The 16,313-nt window shown below is 32.3% G+C and carries 15 protein-coding genes and 4 tRNA genes; all 19 read left to right on the top strand.

Features of this window, described 5'->3' with window-relative positions; genetic code table 11:
• Positions 1-315: 315 nt before the first annotated feature.
• Complete coding sequence (locus tag ACTCDL_RS10620) at positions 316-522, top strand: hypothetical protein (protein ID WP_463176449.1); 207 nt, start codon at positions 316-318, stop codon at positions 520-522.
• A gap of 343 nt (positions 523-865) precedes the next feature.
• On the top strand, positions 866-2,050 hold the full coding sequence (locus ACTCDL_RS10615; RefSeq protein ID WP_463176448.1) for a quaternary amine ABC transporter ATP-binding protein: 1,185 nt from the start codon (positions 866-868) through the stop codon (positions 2,048-2,050).
• The gene (locus ACTCDL_RS10610; protein WP_463176447.1) at positions 2,051-2,869 is read left to right on the top strand and encodes an ABC transporter permease; all 819 of its coding nucleotides are present in this window, start codon (positions 2,051-2,053) and stop codon (positions 2,867-2,869) included.
• Positions 2,870-2,912: 43 nt separating this feature from the next.
• A complete protein-coding gene (locus ACTCDL_RS10605) occupies positions 2,913-3,800 on the top strand; it encodes a glycine betaine ABC transporter substrate-binding protein (RefSeq protein ID WP_463176446.1) in 888 nt (295 codons plus the stop codon).
• A 152-nt stretch (positions 3,801-3,952) separates the two neighbouring features.
• The gene (locus tag ACTCDL_RS10600; protein ID WP_463176445.1) at positions 3,953-4,864 is read left to right on the top strand and encodes a glycine betaine ABC transporter substrate-binding protein; all 912 of its coding nucleotides are present in this window, start codon (positions 3,953-3,955) and stop codon (positions 4,862-4,864) included.
• Positions 4,865-5,224: 360 nt separating this feature from the next.
• Positions 5,225-5,300, top strand: a tRNA-Lys gene (locus ACTCDL_RS10595).
• A gap of 209 nt (positions 5,301-5,509) precedes the next feature.
• A tRNA-Glu gene (locus ACTCDL_RS10590) sits at positions 5,510-5,585 on the top strand.
• Between the two features lie 169 nt (positions 5,586-5,754).
• Positions 5,755-5,829, top strand: a tRNA-Cys gene (locus ACTCDL_RS10585).
• A gap of 104 nt (positions 5,830-5,933) precedes the next feature.
• Positions 5,934-6,022: transfer RNA gene (locus tag ACTCDL_RS10580), tRNA-Leu, on the top strand.
• 251 nt (positions 6,023-6,273) lie between these two features.
• Positions 6,274-7,272: a PspA/IM30 family protein gene (locus tag ACTCDL_RS10575; RefSeq protein ID WP_463176444.1), complete on the top strand. Its 999-nt coding sequence runs from the start codon at positions 6,274-6,276 to the stop codon at positions 7,270-7,272.
• 60 nt (positions 7,273-7,332) lie between these two features.
• Positions 7,333-8,604, top strand: a complete 1,272-nt coding sequence (locus tag ACTCDL_RS10570; RefSeq protein ID WP_463176443.1) for an ankyrin repeat domain-containing protein — start codon at positions 7,333-7,335, stop codon at positions 8,602-8,604.
• Between the two features lie 70 nt (positions 8,605-8,674).
• On the top strand, positions 8,675-9,916 hold the full coding sequence (locus ACTCDL_RS10565; protein WP_463176441.1) for a PspA/IM30 family protein: 1,242 nt from the start codon (positions 8,675-8,677) through the stop codon (positions 9,914-9,916).
• A 108-nt stretch (positions 9,917-10,024) separates the two neighbouring features.
• On the top strand, positions 10,025-10,981 hold the full coding sequence (locus ACTCDL_RS10560) for an aminopeptidase (protein ID WP_463176438.1): 957 nt from the start codon (positions 10,025-10,027) through the stop codon (positions 10,979-10,981).
• A gap of 398 nt (positions 10,982-11,379) precedes the next feature.
• Positions 11,380-11,772, top strand: a complete 393-nt coding sequence (gene dhaM, locus ACTCDL_RS10555) for a dihydroxyacetone kinase phosphoryl donor subunit DhaM (RefSeq protein WP_463176437.1) — start codon at positions 11,380-11,382, stop codon at positions 11,770-11,772.
• Between the two features lie 351 nt (positions 11,773-12,123).
• Positions 12,124-12,435, top strand: coding sequence for an ArsR/SmtB family transcription factor (locus ACTCDL_RS10550; protein ID WP_463176436.1), 312 nt, complete (start codon positions 12,124-12,126; stop codon positions 12,433-12,435).
• Positions 12,436-12,517: 82 nt separating this feature from the next.
• Complete coding sequence (locus ACTCDL_RS10545) at positions 12,518-13,231, top strand: metallophosphoesterase family protein (protein ID WP_463176434.1); 714 nt, start codon at positions 12,518-12,520, stop codon at positions 13,229-13,231.
• Positions 13,232-13,419: 188 nt separating this feature from the next.
• Positions 13,420-14,475 carry an ACR3 family arsenite efflux transporter gene (gene arsB / locus ACTCDL_RS10540; RefSeq protein WP_463176433.1) on the top strand — a complete coding sequence of 352 codons (1,056 nt, stop codon included), beginning with the start codon at positions 13,420-13,422 and terminating at the stop codon, positions 14,473-14,475.
• 281 nt (positions 14,476-14,756) lie between these two features.
• Positions 14,757-15,395 (top strand): ABC transporter ATP-binding protein, encoded by a 639-nt coding sequence (locus tag ACTCDL_RS10535; RefSeq protein WP_463176432.1) that lies wholly within the window; start codon positions 14,757-14,759, stop codon positions 15,393-15,395.
• Entirely contained in the window at positions 15,396-16,187 is a 792-nt protein-coding gene (locus ACTCDL_RS10530; RefSeq protein ID WP_463176431.1) for an ABC transporter permease, read from the top strand.
• Positions 16,188-16,313 lie beyond the last annotated feature (126 nt).

The raw sequence follows: 16,313 nt of genomic DNA, 5'->3' as shown, positions 1-16,313 counted from the left end.
ACATTAATCCTTACGATACCTTGAATATTTTACACAAACAAGGATTAGTGTTTGTAACTCCATATATTCACTTGTACGACAAGGGGCTGAACCTAAGTTATAGGTTAGCATTACTGTTTTTTATAACCTTGTATCTAATATTGTATCATAGTAACTTGAATATTTGAAGGTGTTGAACCTTATAAATATTATCCAAATTCATCTCCACCTAATACATGGCTTAGATGGAGTTTTCTTTGAATGTTTTAGATAAATTTTCACACAATCAATGCGACTCGCATATTATAATATATAGAAGGACTAAGGAGGAATATTATGAACAAGAATTTATTAACTATCAATCGTTATATAGATTTAGATAATTCTCAAGATACAGATTCCTTACATTTAATTGAAGAGTTACGTGCTTTTATCAAAAAAGCCAAGGAGATAAATCCCAAGTTAAAGAATTACCATTTATACGATGTTGGCTTTATCCCTAAATCAGATTTGATTTTAGTTAAATTATATTTCTATAATTAACAGGAATATATTTCCTTGACTTCTCTAATAGATGATGATTTAGTTTGAGGTAATTTGACAAAGCAAGTTATATATTATAACATTTATGAGTGGTAAGATTATTAATAAGAGGTCTCATTAAATGATTATATATATTTAAATCTTTGGAATCTTCCAAAGATTTTTTGTTGCAAGTATCTTTTGGTAATATAGAAATAATATATAATCCGGAAAAAGATTTATAGCTACAGATATTGGATAAGCTATTTAATGTAAGAATACATTTAGCTATATATTATCTTAAGATATCCTTGTACATATTAAAATTTATCAATAAATAAAAATATTATAGGAGGTTGAATAAGTGGATAAGATTGAAGTGAATAACCTTTATAAAGTTTTTGGTAAAAAACCAGAAAAAGCGATTGATTTACTTGAAGATGGTTATTCAAAAGAAGAGGTATTCAAAGAGACGGGGTTAACAGTAGGAGTTAATAATGCAAATTTTGAAATCAATTCTAAAGAGATCTTTGTAATTATGGGATTATCAGGGAGTGGTAAATCAACTTTGTTGAGGTGTCTTAATAGGTTGATTGAACCAACAGCAGGAGAGGTTAAGCTAGATGGTGTTAGATTAACTGATTTAAGCAAGGAAGAGTTAAGAGAAGTTAGAAGGGATAAGTTTGGGATGGTATTTCAAAACTTTGGACTGTTACCAAATAGAACAATCTTAGAGAATGCTGAGTTTGGCTTAGAAATTCAAAATGTTCCTCAAGATAAAAGAGAGATAAAAGCTAAAGATGCTTTAGAGCGTGTAGGACTAGCAGGTTGGGAAGAACAATATCCAGATCAGTTAAGTGGCGGGATGCAACAGAGAGTAGGATTAGCACGTGCCTTAGCAATTAATCCTGATATTTTATTGATGGATGAGCCTTTTAGTGCTTTAGACCCTTTAATCAAAAGGGATATGCAAGATAGATTATTAGAGTTGTATGAGGAGTTAGACAAGACTATCATATTTATCACTCATGACCTAGATGAAGCGTTAAAATTAGGGGATCGGATTGCGATTATGAAAGATGGGAGTATTATTCAAATCGGTACTCCAGAAGAGATATTAAACAATGCTGAGAATGATTATATCAGAGAGTTTGTACAAGGTGTTAATCGTTCTAAAGTTTTAACTGCTGAAGATATTATGAATAAACCATTAGCTTTACTTTATGAAAGTGATGGCCCAAGAACGGCTATTCATAAAATGAGAGAAAGTGAGATTACTAGTATTTTTGTAATAGGAAAACATCGGCAGTATAAAGGAATAGTTAGTATGGAAGAAGCTTTGAAGGCTGTTAAAAAAGGACAAAAAGATTTATCGGGCTTAATTAAAGAGACCAGAATTGCTAGTCCAGAAGAAAATCTAGATGAATTATTTGCAGATATAGCTGATTTAAATGTTCCGTTACCGGTAATAAATGATAATAACAAATTATTAGGAGTTATAGTAAAAAGTGATGTGCTAGCTAATTTAGTTGCAGAGGAGGTAATATAGATGGATTTGGGTATTGGTACTAGTATAGAAAAATTAATAGATTTTTTGTTAGCTCATTTTGGACCATTATTTGATTTTATTTCAAGGGTAATTGGTGGATTTATGGATAGTACTAGTTCAGCTTTATTATCACTACCACCTTTAATTATTATTTTAGGCTTTGTAATTATTGCTTGGGTTGTAGCAGATAAGAAAGTTGCTATATTTACTTTTTTAGGTTTGCTATTGATATTTGGAATGGGATTATGGGTTGTAACTATAGAGACCTTTGTATTGGTTTTGGTAGCAACTATAATTGCTTTATTATTAGGTATACCTATGGGGATTTTGATTAGTAATAACAGATTATTAGATAGATTAGTTACTCCTGTGTTAGATTTTATGCAGACTATGCCACCTTTTGTTTATTTAATTCCGGCAGTAATGTTTTTTGGAATTGGTAATGTTCCAGGAATTATGGCTACTGTAATTTTTTCCATGCCACCTGCTATTAGATTGACTAAATTAGGTTTACAGCAGGTTCCTGATGAATTAGAGGAGGTGGGACATTCTTTTGGTTCAACTCCTATACAGATGCTAGTTAAAATCAAATTACCATTAGCATTACCAGCAATCATGACCGGTGTTAATCAGTCTATTATGCTTTCCTTATCAATGGTTGTTATTGCTTCTATGATTGGAGCAAGTGGATTAGGTGGAGAAGTTTTAAATGGTATTCAAAGAATGGAGATTGGAATTGGATTTGAAGCTGGATTAGCAGTTGTAATTTTAGCAATTATTTTAGATAGAATTACTAGTGGTATCACTAAAAATATTTAAAAATATCTTGGAGGAATTTATTATTTTAAAAGTTAAAATTAAAATGTATATTGGATTAGTAGTTATCTTAGCATTAACATTAACAGGATGTGGCTTACTTAAAAGTCCACAAGAAGAACAGACTAAGCAAGAACAAAGCAAAGGAAAAGTTAAGATAGGATATGTACAATGGGCATCAGCAGAAGCTTCAACACATATTGTCAAAGAAGTTTTGGAAAGAATGAATTATGAAGTTGAGACACCAGTATTACAAACTGGTGCAATGTATCAAGGTGCAGCCAATGGAGAGATAGATGCTTTTGTTTGCTCATGGCTACCAGATACAGATGTAAATTATTGGAATAAATTCAAGGATCAATTAATTGAATTAAATAATAACTATTTAGCAGCTCAAATTGGAATTGTGGTTCCTAAATATGTTGAAGCTAATAGTTTGGCTGAACTTAAAGATTATGCTGATAAGTTTGATAAAAGAATAGTCGGGATTGATCCTGGAGCTGCAGAAATGATTGTAATTAAGGATAAAGTTATTCCTAATTATGATCTAGAGGACTGGGAAGTAATTGACAGTAGTGGTCCAGCTATGACTGCAGAATTAGCTAGAGCTATTAAGAATAAAGAATGGATTGCCGTTGCAGGTTGGAAGCCTCATTGGAAATGGGCTAAATGGGATCTTAAGTTTTTAAAAGATCCAGATTTAACAATGGGTGATGGTGAATATATTAAAAGTATAGGGCGTCCTGGAATTAAAGATGATTTACCTGAAGTGGCTCAATTCTTAGAAAATTATCGAATTACAACAGAACAATTAGGTGCTGTAATGTTAAAAATTAAAAATGGCATGGAAGCAGAAGAAGCTGCTAAAGAATTTGTTGAAAATCATCCTGAATTGCTTACTAAGTGGCTTTCAGGAACTGAAGTTGTAAATTAGATTTAAGTGATTATTATGGAGGTTTAATATTTTCTGGGGTATTGTATAATATCTTGACTATATATTAGGCCTCTATATTTATTTGAAACATATTTGCAATACAGTTTATAATTAGTAGTAGTGTTTATATTAATTTCAAGGGAGATGTTTAAATGAAAAAAAATAATTATTTAGTAATTAGCTTATTAGTGATTACATTATTGTTAAGTGGTTGTGGGCTACTTAAATCGGGGCAACAAGGAGGCAAGACTGAGCAAAAAAATCAGACAAAAGAAAAAGTTAAGATCGGATATGTACAATGGGCATCAGCTGAAGCTTCTACATATTTAGTAAAAGAAGTATTAGAAAGAGTTGGATATGTTGTAGAGACTCCAGTATTACAAGCAGGTGCGATGTTTGAAGGTTTAGCTAGAGGTGATATTGATGCTATTGTTTGTGCTTGGTTACCAAAGACTCATAAGTCTTACTGGGAAAAACGTTCTGATAAATTGGTAGACCTAGGAGCTAACTTTAATGGTGCTAAAATTGGTTTAGTGGTACCCTCTTATGTGGAGGCTAATAATATTTCTGAGTTAAAAAATTATAGTAAAGGATTTAATAATCAAATTGTAGGTATTGACCCAGGGGCAGGTATTATGGAAATTACTGAGAATAAAGTGATGCCAGCTTATGACTTAAATGATTGGAAGTTAGCTAAAACTAGTGGACCAGCAATGACTGCTAGTTTGAAGAAAGCAATTGATAATAAGAAAGCAATAGTAGTAACAGGTTGGACTCCACATTGGATGTGGGCTGAATTTGATCTTAAGTATCTCCAAGACTCTAAAGGTGCTTATGGAGAAGCAGAAAGTATTAAAAGTCTTGGTAGAAAAGAAATCAAATCTGATTTACCAGAAGTTGCTCAAATTTTAGAAAATTATAAGTTAACAACTCAACAACTGGGTGAAGTTATGAATATGATACAAGATGGATCTTCTCCAGAAGAAGCAGCTAGAAAATTTGTAGATGATAATTTAGAATTGATTAATAGTTGGTTACCTAAGGGTGAGAAGATTATAGAATAATAAGATTATCTAAATTAGTCACAAGTCTAAAAGCTTGTGGCTAAATATAATACTTTATAGCCATAGTTTAAGTCTGATTGTGAAAAGTACTTATTGTCTTATTTTATTATTAATTATGATTCACCAACAGTCATAGAAGGTCCTAAATAATTTGCTATTTTCAGCAAATTATTTATCCCTTTATTAAATTAGCAGAAAAATCATTAAATTTCTTGACAATTATCTCTGAATATATTATTATGTAGAGGTGCTACAAAGAAAGGAAACATTGGCTAATTAATTTTTTATGGTTTTTTCTTGACATTTAGGTATGACTATTATAACATATATAAATGTTGGGGTATTTAGTAACTAACATATGGGCCATTAGCTCAGTCGGTAGAGCACCTGACTTTTAATCAGGGTGTCGGAGGTTCAAATCCTCCATGGCTCACCAAAAACTTCTGATTTTAAAACGCAATGAAGTTTTCGGTATTTGGGCATCGAGCCCGTCACACCATTTAAATTCAGTTAACAGTTTACAATTGACAGTGGACAGTTAAGTTCAAAATCAAGAGATTTAAGAACTTAATGTTTTAACTGTAAACTGTACACTGTACACTATACACTGTCAACTAATAAACACTGTCAACTAATAAATCCTATGCCCCCATCGTCTAGTGGCCTAGGATACTGGGTTTTCATCCCAGCGACAGGGGTTCGAATCCCCTTGGGGGTACCACTAAAATTAAGATTATCACGAAGTGTTTTTACTTTTTAAAACATGAAGGGGTAGCAAAAATACAGTTAACAGATGAGAGTTAACAGTGAACAGTTAAGTTCAAAAGATTTAAGGTCTTTGATGATTTTAACTTTAAACTGTACACTATACACTGTCAACTGAACTTTATGGCGGCATAGCCAAGTGGTAAGGCAGAGGACTGCAAATCCTTTATTCCCCAGTTCAAATCTGGGTGCCGCCTCCATAAAAAAACAATTGTCAATGTACAGTTGACAATGAACGATTAATAGCTAAAAGCTTAAAGATTGAATTGTAGATTGTATATTGCTAATTGTAAATTAGCAGTTTGCCGAGGTGGCGGAATAGGCAGACGCACCGGACTTAAAATCCGGTGGGATTTAACTCCCGTGTCGGTTCGAGTCCGACCCTCGGTACCACTTTTATCTTCTGAGTAAAGCTCAGATTTTTTTTATTTTTTGCTGATATTTGAGTAAAATTAAATAGTAAATATAAATAAGCAAGTATCATCAATGATACTTGCTTATTTATATTTAGAGATAGAAATTAATATATTTTAATTTTAAAAGGAAATTTATAGGTTATTGAGAATAAAATAGTTAATATCTGATTGATAAATAAAGAATATAGTTGGCTGAGTTTATATTTTTGTCTAAAGGAGGTATTTTGGTTGTTAAGAAAGTTTATGGAAATAACAAGGTTGATAGTTGCTTTATTTTTTCTTCTATTAGCTATTGGCTTGTGGCAAGATGGTGGTGGCAGTACGATTGCTGGTACAGTATTTATTATTATGGGCTATTTAATTGCTCCAAGAGGAAGGCTAAAAGAGATAGATAAGAAAGACAATGGAGAATTAGATGGAGAAGAGAAATTTTTATTATTTATTAGAATAATAGCTGCATTATTCTTCTCATTAATGGTTATAGGTACCTTAGCATCATTTAAGTTATTTTTAGCATTATTAATAGTATTTATTGTTTATTTTATCTTTCCTATCAATTTCTTCTTAAAGAGTTCAAAAGCTAATAGTGATTTAAAGACGGATGATGAAATAGAAGATGTTCTAGCTGATATAGAGGAGGATATTAAGTACATGAAAGAGATGCACAATAAAATTCAGAGCACAGTTAGAACCTCTGTTGAATTACTAAAAGAGGCTGAGGATAAAGAACAAGAAGCCAAGAAGAAGATGAATTACTGCCAAAAAAGAGCCAAATCTGCTTTGGAAGATAATAATGAAGCAAAGGCAAGAGAGGTTCTAAGGCATAAGAAGAGATTTGAGAAGCTCTATTATGAATATAGAGAACAGGCAGAACATAGAAAGGCTAGCCTTGATTCTCATTTATTAAAATTAGATGAATTAACTAGAGAGATAGAAGAAGCAGAAAATATGAGAGATGAACTGATTGCAGAGAAGGAGAATGCCAATATTACCACAAAAATTAATACTACCCTAGCTGATATAGAGGAGATAAATGATCAAAATTTAAAAATAGTAGAAGAGAGAATAGGGAAGTTAAGGATTAAGACTGAGGCTAGTAATGAATTCTATAATAATGTTGAAAAGAATGATTTAGAAGAGGAGTTTGAGAAATTAGAGGATAATCAGACTCTAAATGAAGAGTTATTAAAGTTAAAAGCAGAGATAAGTGAAGGATCACAGCTATAATCTATAAAATAACAATAGATAATTTTAAAAATATTATAGAAACTTAGAAGGAGGAGGCGAATGAATAGGCAGATAGATAAGACCATTAAAGTAATTTTTATATCTTTAGTTTTGATATTTAATCTATACTCTTTACTTGGAATCAAATCTTCACCTAGTTCAACTACTAATATAACTCAAGAGAGTAAGCAAGAAAAGATAACTAAAGATAATCAAGGTGAAACTTCCTTAATAAATTCAATCTTAAATAAGGAGAGTATAGAGGTTATAGAGGAAAAAATTAATAAGGGGGCAAAGGTTAATACCAGAGATAATGATGATAGAACCCCATTAATGTATGCGGTACAATATAGCACTTATAATGATGTTGTTGCACTTTTAATTGAGCATGGAGCAGATGTTAATGCCAAGGATAAGGATGGCTGTACTCCACTAATGTATGCTGCTTACCACAATAAAAATGCAGAAATATTTAAAACTCTAATTAAAGAGGGTGCTAAAGTCAATGAACTGGATATTAATAGTCAGACAGCCTTAGACTGGGCAAGCCAAAATAATGATAATCCAGAGGTCTTTAAGGTATTGCTTGCTAATGGTAGTAAAGTTAATACCAAAGATAACGAAGGTATCACGCCTCTAATGAAAGCTGCAAGAGATATTGAGAGCCTTGATATAATAAATCTTATAATAGAAAATGATGCAGATATTAATGCTAAGGACCATGATGGCTGTACTCCATTGATGTTTGCAGCCTATCAGAATAGAAATATAGATGTAATTAGAGCTCTAATCCAAAAAGGGGCTAAAGTTAATTATCAAGATTATCTTGGCAGAAGCTCAGTGATGTGGGCGGCTCAGCATAATAATAATCCAGGAGTAATAATGGCATTACTAGAAGAAGGGGCAGATATTACTTTAGAAGATAAGTATGGCAACAGGGCAATCGATTATGCTCGATTTAATTATCATATAAATGGGACTACTGTTTATGATAAATTAAAGGGTATTAAGTCTGAAACGTTATCAGAATATAATATTCAAAAAGCTACTTATAACCAAATCCTTCTGGAGCCTGATAATTATCTGAATAAGTATGTAGAGTTAACAGGTAAATTTGATATAAAAGACCCAGAGAGAAAATCATTTTTTATTATGGAGGGTAAAAATGAAGTAGAGATTTTTTATTCAAAACTCCCACCAAAGGTGCAAGCTTTAATTTTAAATCAGCCCAACTCTAGTGGAAATAAGGTTACCGTAGAAGGACTTGTATTTAGATATAGTGATGACTATGATTCATATTATCTTGTAGCTAAAGAAGTAAGCTTAGAGTAACTTATCAGGATTATAAAAATAAATTTTATATTATAGTTACAAGCATAACTTAAGTGGTGGTGATATCTTAATGAAAAAGTTTATCAAGGTTATAAAGTGGTTTTCTGGATTAAGCCTTTTGTTGTTTGCTATGGTAGCTTTTAGTAAAAGGAATTTATTATTAGGTATTATTGTCAGTTTAATAAGTTTACTTGCTATTCCTTTGAATTCGGAAGAAAATAAAAAGTTTGATTTAGAAATTAAAATATTAAGGTCAATCTTTGGTATCACTGGTTTAGTAATACTGTTTTTATCTTTTTATAATTTTAATGTATTAGGAGCTGTAATAGTAGGATTAATTATATATGGTATCCTCCCTATAGAGAAGAATTTATTGTATATTACTAGAGATAAGATTCCCTTCTTATCTAATCAAAGCTATAATAATGAAGATGGCTTATTATTAGATAATTTAAAAGAAAACATTAAATGTATGCAAATAAAATGTTATCAGATTGAAAAGTCTATTAAAAAGTATATAGAGTCTATCGATCAGATTAAAGCTAATAGAGAAGAGGTTGAAAATAAAATAGATTTTTATTACAATCAAGCTAAAGAAGCATTAAAGGAGAATAAAGAAGATTTATCTAAAGATTTTTTGTATAAAAAAGAGAAAATGATAACAAAATATAGAAAATATGATGAAATAATAGACAATAAAGAAAAACTTATTACAATATACAATAAAAGGTTGAATGAATTAAAAGAAAAAGTGGATAAAGCAAAAATTTTAAAAAGGGAGTTTCTCTTGGAAAAGGAGAATTTTCAAATTAGGAAGGAAATTGAGGGTGGTTTAAATGAAGTAGCTATATTAGATGATAGTGAATATAATAAAATTGAAAATAAGAGAGATAGATTAAGATATGAAGTTGAAAGTAGTATTGAATTATCTTCTGATGATTTAGAGGTAGAATCTAAAGAATTAGATGGTATTTCCAATTTTCAAAAAGATATATTAATTTTAGAAAAAGAAAATACTAAAGAAGATGAGCTTATAATAACAAAAAAATATGTAAATTATTTTCTAACTTCTATTTGGGCACAAGTAGGAACACTCTATTTAAAGAGTGACACTCTAATCTTTAAGCCAATACTAAAAAATAAAAGAGTAATAATTAAATTAGATGATATTATAGTTGTTGATAAATTTAATTTTATGTGTATAATGCCTGTAGGAATGAAGGTTATGACTAAAGATGGTAAGGAACATTTATATTCATTTTGGGGAAGAAATGAGTGGGTGAATAAGTTGAATAATTTTGTTGATTTATGAGATTATTAATATAAATAAAACTATTATATAGAATGTAAGTTAGTATAATGAAATATGAAATGATTAAAATTATAATATATAGCCTAAATATTTAGAAAGGGGATTGATATGAATAAATTACAGGATGCAGCTAGAATAGTTGTTAAAGATTGTTTGGCAGTAAAAGAAGGAGAGCAAGTCTTAATTATTGTAGATGAGCCGAAAAAGAAGATTGGTGAGCTTATCTTTGCAGCAGCTAAAGAGTTGGGAGCAGAGGCGATCTTGACTGAAATGATCTCACGTAAAAATCATGGAGCAGAGCCGCCTAAGTTAATTGCTAAAGCTATGAGGTTTGCTGATGTAGTGATTATGCCTACTTCTAAATCGTTATCTCATACTAAAGCCAGAATCGATGCTTGTGATGCTGGAGCAAGGGCTACTACTATGCCAGATGTGACAGAAGAGATGATGAAGCGAGCTTTAAATGCAGATTATGAGGTGATTAAAGAGAGAGGATTAAAGGTTGCTGAGAAGTTGACTATGGGTAAAGAGGTTAAAGTAACAGCACCAAATGGAACCAATATTAAGATGATAATTGAAGGAAGAGAAGGTCATCCAGATACAGGTATCTATCATAACTCAGGAGAGTTTGGGAATCTTCCTGCTGGCGAAGCTTATATAGCTCCGATAGAAGGAAAGAGTCAAGGGAAATTTGTAGTTGATGGTTCAATGGCTGAAGCTAAAGTACATACTGAAGAGATTGAGCTGATTGTAGAAGATGGATATGTTACAGAGATTAAAGGTACCAAGGCAGCTGAAAGGCTAAGAGAGATCATCCAACCCTATGGAAAAGATGCTCGGAATATAGCCGAGTTAGGGATTGGAACCAATGATAAGGCTCGATTAACAGGAAATACATTGGAGGATGAGAAGGTCTTAGGAACGGTTCATATTGCTATTGGTGATAATGCTGGAATGGGAGGAGTGGTTTCAGTAGATAGTCATTTAGATGGGATTATCGAAAAGCCAACAGTTGAGATTGATGGCGAATTAATTATGAAGGATGGGAAGTTATTAGTTGATTGATTAATTATAAAAGTGTTGGCTATCTGCCAACACCTTTATAATTTGTGACAATATTTGAGTCTATTTTTAATAGAAATAGAGTAGATTAATCTTCCTATAACTCCTTTATCTAACTCTGAGAAGTAGTATTTCTTTAAGTGGTAATATTTTTTAGGTTAATGACATAAGTATATTATCGCTTAAGGCTAAATATAAGATGAAATTTTTATTATAATCTGATAGAATATAATAAATACAGAGTTTCAGGAAATTTCATAATTACCTGAAATAATTATTTAATAAAGAATTCATTTAAATTATAAGTATAATAAGATTTTATTAATAATAATGAATTAATTGCTGAAATCATATTTTATGAAATGGACTGATATAAGCTAAATAAAGGAGGGAAAGTGGGAATGATTGGAATATTAGTAGTTTCACATAGTAATAAAATTGCCGAGGGAATAGAAGAATTAGTCAAAGAACTTGTTCCCAGAGAGATACCTCTAATTTCAATTGGTGGCGATGGATATGGAGGAATTGGAACAGATATAGAGGATATCATAGAGGCTGTTGAGGAATTATATACTGATAAGGGTGTTATTATAATCGGAGACGTAGGTAGTTCCTTGATGAACTCTAAGATGGCTCTAGAGATTTTGGAATTAGAAGGCTATAGTAATGTAGTGGTAAGTAGTGCACCTTTAGTAGAGGGTGCAATGGTAGCAGCTATTGAAACAAACTTAGGTAAGGACTTAAATGATATCAAAGGAAAGATAGAAAGTAAGCGGCTAATCGAATTAATATAACTAATAAAGGTGCTCCTGATAATCTGGAGCATCTTTATTTTTATGGTATATAAAATTGTGATAAAGTTATGCTTGATAGTGATATTGCGACACTTTGTGTCGAGTGTGAGCTGTGAGTGTGAGTGTGTGTAAAACTTCTTTTTATTAGGGTTTATTCACACTCACACACCCACTCACGCTAATTTTAAAAGTGTCGCAATATCCCATATTACATTACCGCAAAACTGGATATAGATAACATAAAGAGTTAACGAAAAGTTAACTTTACAAAAATACTAATCAATGCTAATATATAAATAAATATAAATATGTTTATGTGTTAGTTGGGACTTTAATAGGAGAGGAAGAGTGATGGATAATATTACAGATATGACAGAAGTGTTAAAGGCTTTAGCAGACAATAGTAGGTTAGAGATTGTCAATTTATTATCCTGTGGTAAGATGTGTGTGTGTGATATAGTTGAGCAGTTGGATTTGAGCCAACCAAATATCTCTCATCATTTAAAGATACTAAAGAATGTTGATTTAATCATTGCTACTAAGCGTGGTAGGTGGATGGATTATGAGTTGAATCAAGAGAAGTTTAAGTCTTTACAGGATAATCTACAGTTATTGGTTACTAAGCCAGAAGGTTGTTCTATTAAGAAGAGTGGTTGCAGTTGAGTTTGAGTATAAGTTTAAGTTAGAGTTAAAGTAGTACATAGCTTTAAAAATATTAAGAGTTATTAATAAAGGGGGATTTAGAATGAGAATAGCTGTAATTTCAGATGTGCACGGTAATATCTTTGCTTTAGAGAGTGTCTTAGAGGATATCAAAGGAAGGAATGTAGATGAGATAGTCTGTACTGGTGATTTAGTAGGTTATGGACCTTTTCCCAATGAGGTAATTGCTAGGATTAAAGAGGAAGGAATTAAGACTATTCAAGGTAATTATGATGATGCTATTGGGAATAAGAGGATTGCCTGTGGCTGTGATTATAAGACAGAGCGTGCTCAAAAGATAGGGATGTCTTCTATCAATTATACTGCTATGGAGACTAGTGAAGAGAATAAAGATTTTTTAGCTAATCTACCTTTTAGCTTGACTCTAGAGCTAGAGGATCAGACTGCTTTGTTTGTCCATGGTAGTCCAAGAAAGATTAATGAGTACTTATATGAAGATAGTCAAGAGGTTAAAGAGGTAGCTCAAGAGTTAACAGAGGATATTTTGGTCTGTGGACATACCCACTTACCTTACCACAAAATAATCAATGATAAGCATATGATGAATGTAGGTAGTATTGGTAAGCCTAAGCATGGTAATCCTAATGCTATTTATACGATTATTGAGGTTGTTGATAGCAAGGTAAAGACAGAGTTTATTGAGGTTATCTACCCAGTAGATAAGCTAACTGCTGCTCTTAAAAAGACAGATTTAGCTGAAGAGTTAGTTGAAGTCTTTACAACAGGGATTAGCTAGATGATTGCAAATTGATACAATAGAATGATATTGTATCAATTTTAGGAATCTGGAATCAGTTATCAGGAACCTGCAAACTATACTGATTCCAGATTCCTGGTTCCCGACACGAAAGTGTCGCACTATACCCATTAATCGATGTTACACTAAAATTATTATTTTAAGATTAGTTTAAGGAGGAATATTTTATGAGTCAAGCAGAAGTGAAAGAAAAGAAAGAAGGATTGGGATTTTTTGAAAGATACTTAACACTTTGGGTGGCATTATGTATTGTAATCGGAATTGGAGTTGGACGCTTTTTACCGATTATTCCAGAGACTTTAAGCCAGTTTGAATATGCTCAGGTCTCTATTCCAGTAGCTATTTTAATTTGGTTTATGATCTATCCAATGATGGTGCAGATTGATTTTGGTAGTATCTTAGAAGCAGGGAGAAAACCTAAAGGTCTGGCATTAACCTTAGTTGTTAACTGGCTGATTAAGCCTTTTACTATGGCTTTTTTTGCTTGGTTATTCTTTAAGAATATTTTTGGAGCATTTATCAATCCAGAGTTAGCAGAGCAGTATATAGCTGGGGCGATTTTATTAGGAGCAGCCCCTTGTACAGCGATGGTCTTTGTCTGGAGTTACCTAACTGATGGAGATGCCAGTTATACTTTAGTACAGGTAGCAGTTAATGATCTAGTCTTGGTCTTTGCCTTTGCACCGATTGTTATCTTTTTGTTGGGAGTGACAGACTTTATAGTTCCTTATAATACTATACTGTTATCGGTAGTCTTATATATCTTAGTACCTTTAGTAGCAGGATATTTATCCCGTAATTATCTGATTAAGAATAAGGGAATTAACTGGTTTGAGAATGTCTATCTTGCCAAGCTAAGTAACTTTACAATTACTGGTCTATTATTGACATTGGTTATTTTATTCTCTTTCCAAGGTGATATTATCTTAAATAATCCATTAGATATTCTATTAATTGCAATACCATTGACAATTCAGACCTTCTTTATCTTTGTGATAGCTTATGGTGGGGCTAAGTTGCTTAAATTAGACCATTCAGTAGCTGCTCCAGCCAGTATGATTGGAGCTAGTAACTTCTTTGAGCTAGCAGTAGCGACAGCTATCTCACTATTTGGGCTCAAATCAGGAGCTGCTTTAGCAACGGTAGTTGGAGTTTTAGTAGAAGTACCTGTGATGCTGGTTTTAGTTGGGATTGCTAATAGAACTAGGAGTTGGTTTGAATAAGTATAAGGAGAGGCTAGCCTCTCCTTATACTTATTTTGGAGTAATATAATTTATTATTTAGAGTTTAGTATAGAGGTTATTGGTTAGTGGGGGCGTTGTTATATTTTGGAATTAGGTGGATAGGTGGTTTGGTGGGTGGTTTAAACCCAACTATCTACCCCCTAACTCCCCAACCACCAAAGAACAAAGTGTCGCAATATCATTTTATTATACCAACTCTTTTATTGGCATAAGTTATATCAATAAGGGGTAATGATTAAATAACCTTGGAGGTGAATTTAATGTTCAGTCTAGAAAAGGTTAAGTTCAAGAATATCTTAGAGATTGATAGCTTAGAATTTCCAAATAATAAGGTAACTACAATTATTGGTCCTAGTGGAGCAGGTAAGTCAACCTTACTTAAGTTGTTGAATAATATGGTCAGTGTAGATTCAGGAACTCTTTTATATAAGGGTCAAGATATTAATCAGCTCAATCCAGTTGAGTTGAGAAGAGAAGTGATTATGTTAGCTCAGAACCCTGTTATCTTCACAGGGACAATAAAGGATAATTTAGAGATAGCCTTTAGGTTAAGAGAAGAATCAGCGCCTAAAGAAGAGGAGTTGAAAGAGATATTAAAGGTTGTCCACCTGAACAAAGAATTAACTGATAATGCTGAGAGGCTATCAGGGGGAGAGAAACAGAGGTTATCTTTAGCCAGAGTGCTTATATTAAATCCGAAAGTAGTATTGTTAGATGAACCATCTTCAGCTTTAGACCAAGAGACGGAGAGGTTGGTAATTGAGACAGTAGTCAATTATGTGAAGAATAAAGATAAGACTTTAATTATGATTACCCATTCTAAGGATATTGCTTTAAAATATGGTGATAAGATTATTACTTTAGAAGAGGGGAGCGTTCTTAGAGAGGAGGAGAATTAAATGGAAGAGACCAGTATTATTCATTTACAGCTATGGCAGTTAGTGGCGGCTTACATCTTTGTAGTTATTCTATCAATATTCTTAAAGGTTAGAAAGATTGATAAGAATAAGGAATTATTATTGGCTACTACTAGAATGACTTTACAATTGGTGCTAGTAGGTTATTTATTGGGATATATCTTTGAACAAGATAATTACTTATTTACTGTGATTATCATTATGGTAATGGAGGTCTTTGCTATTTATAATATTTATCAGAGGGTGAATCCAGAGATTAATCTAAGGTTGAAGAAGATCATAGCCTTCTCGATGGCTATTGGTACCTTAACAAGTATATTATACTTTATCTTAGTGGTAATTGGTTTAAATCCTTGGTATGACCCTAGGTACTTTATCCCTTTAGCAGGAATGCTCATCGGCAATTCAATGACAGGAATATCCTTGGGGGTAGAGCGATTGATTTCAGGAATTAAGGAGAATCAAGCTAAGGTTGAAACAGCATTGATGTTGGGTGCAACACCTAAAAGAGCTACTCAACAGGTGGTTAATAATGCCTTTAATTCAGCTATTTTGCCGACAATCAATTCGATGATGGGGATGGGAATTATCTTCTTACCAGGGATGATGACGGGGCAGATTCTCTCTGGAGTCGCACCATTGACTGCTATTGAGTATCAGATAGCTATTATGTTGGGGATATTAGGCAGTGTAGCTTTAACAGTAATTATCTTTATCTATTTAGGTTATAAGACCTTCTTTAATGAGAGAGCGCAACTTATAATTGATAATTAGTAAACCCTTAATATAGATAAACAACTTTAGAATGAAACAATAGAAAGATAATGTAACACTTTTGTGTCAGGAATCGGGAATCTGGAATCAGTCTGTTTTACTGATAACTGGTCCCTGACTCCTGAT

The organism is Orenia sp., from assembly GCF_055140805.1.
Note: the sequence above shows the minus strand (reverse complement) of the source record. Positions and strands in the feature narration are given on the sequence as shown.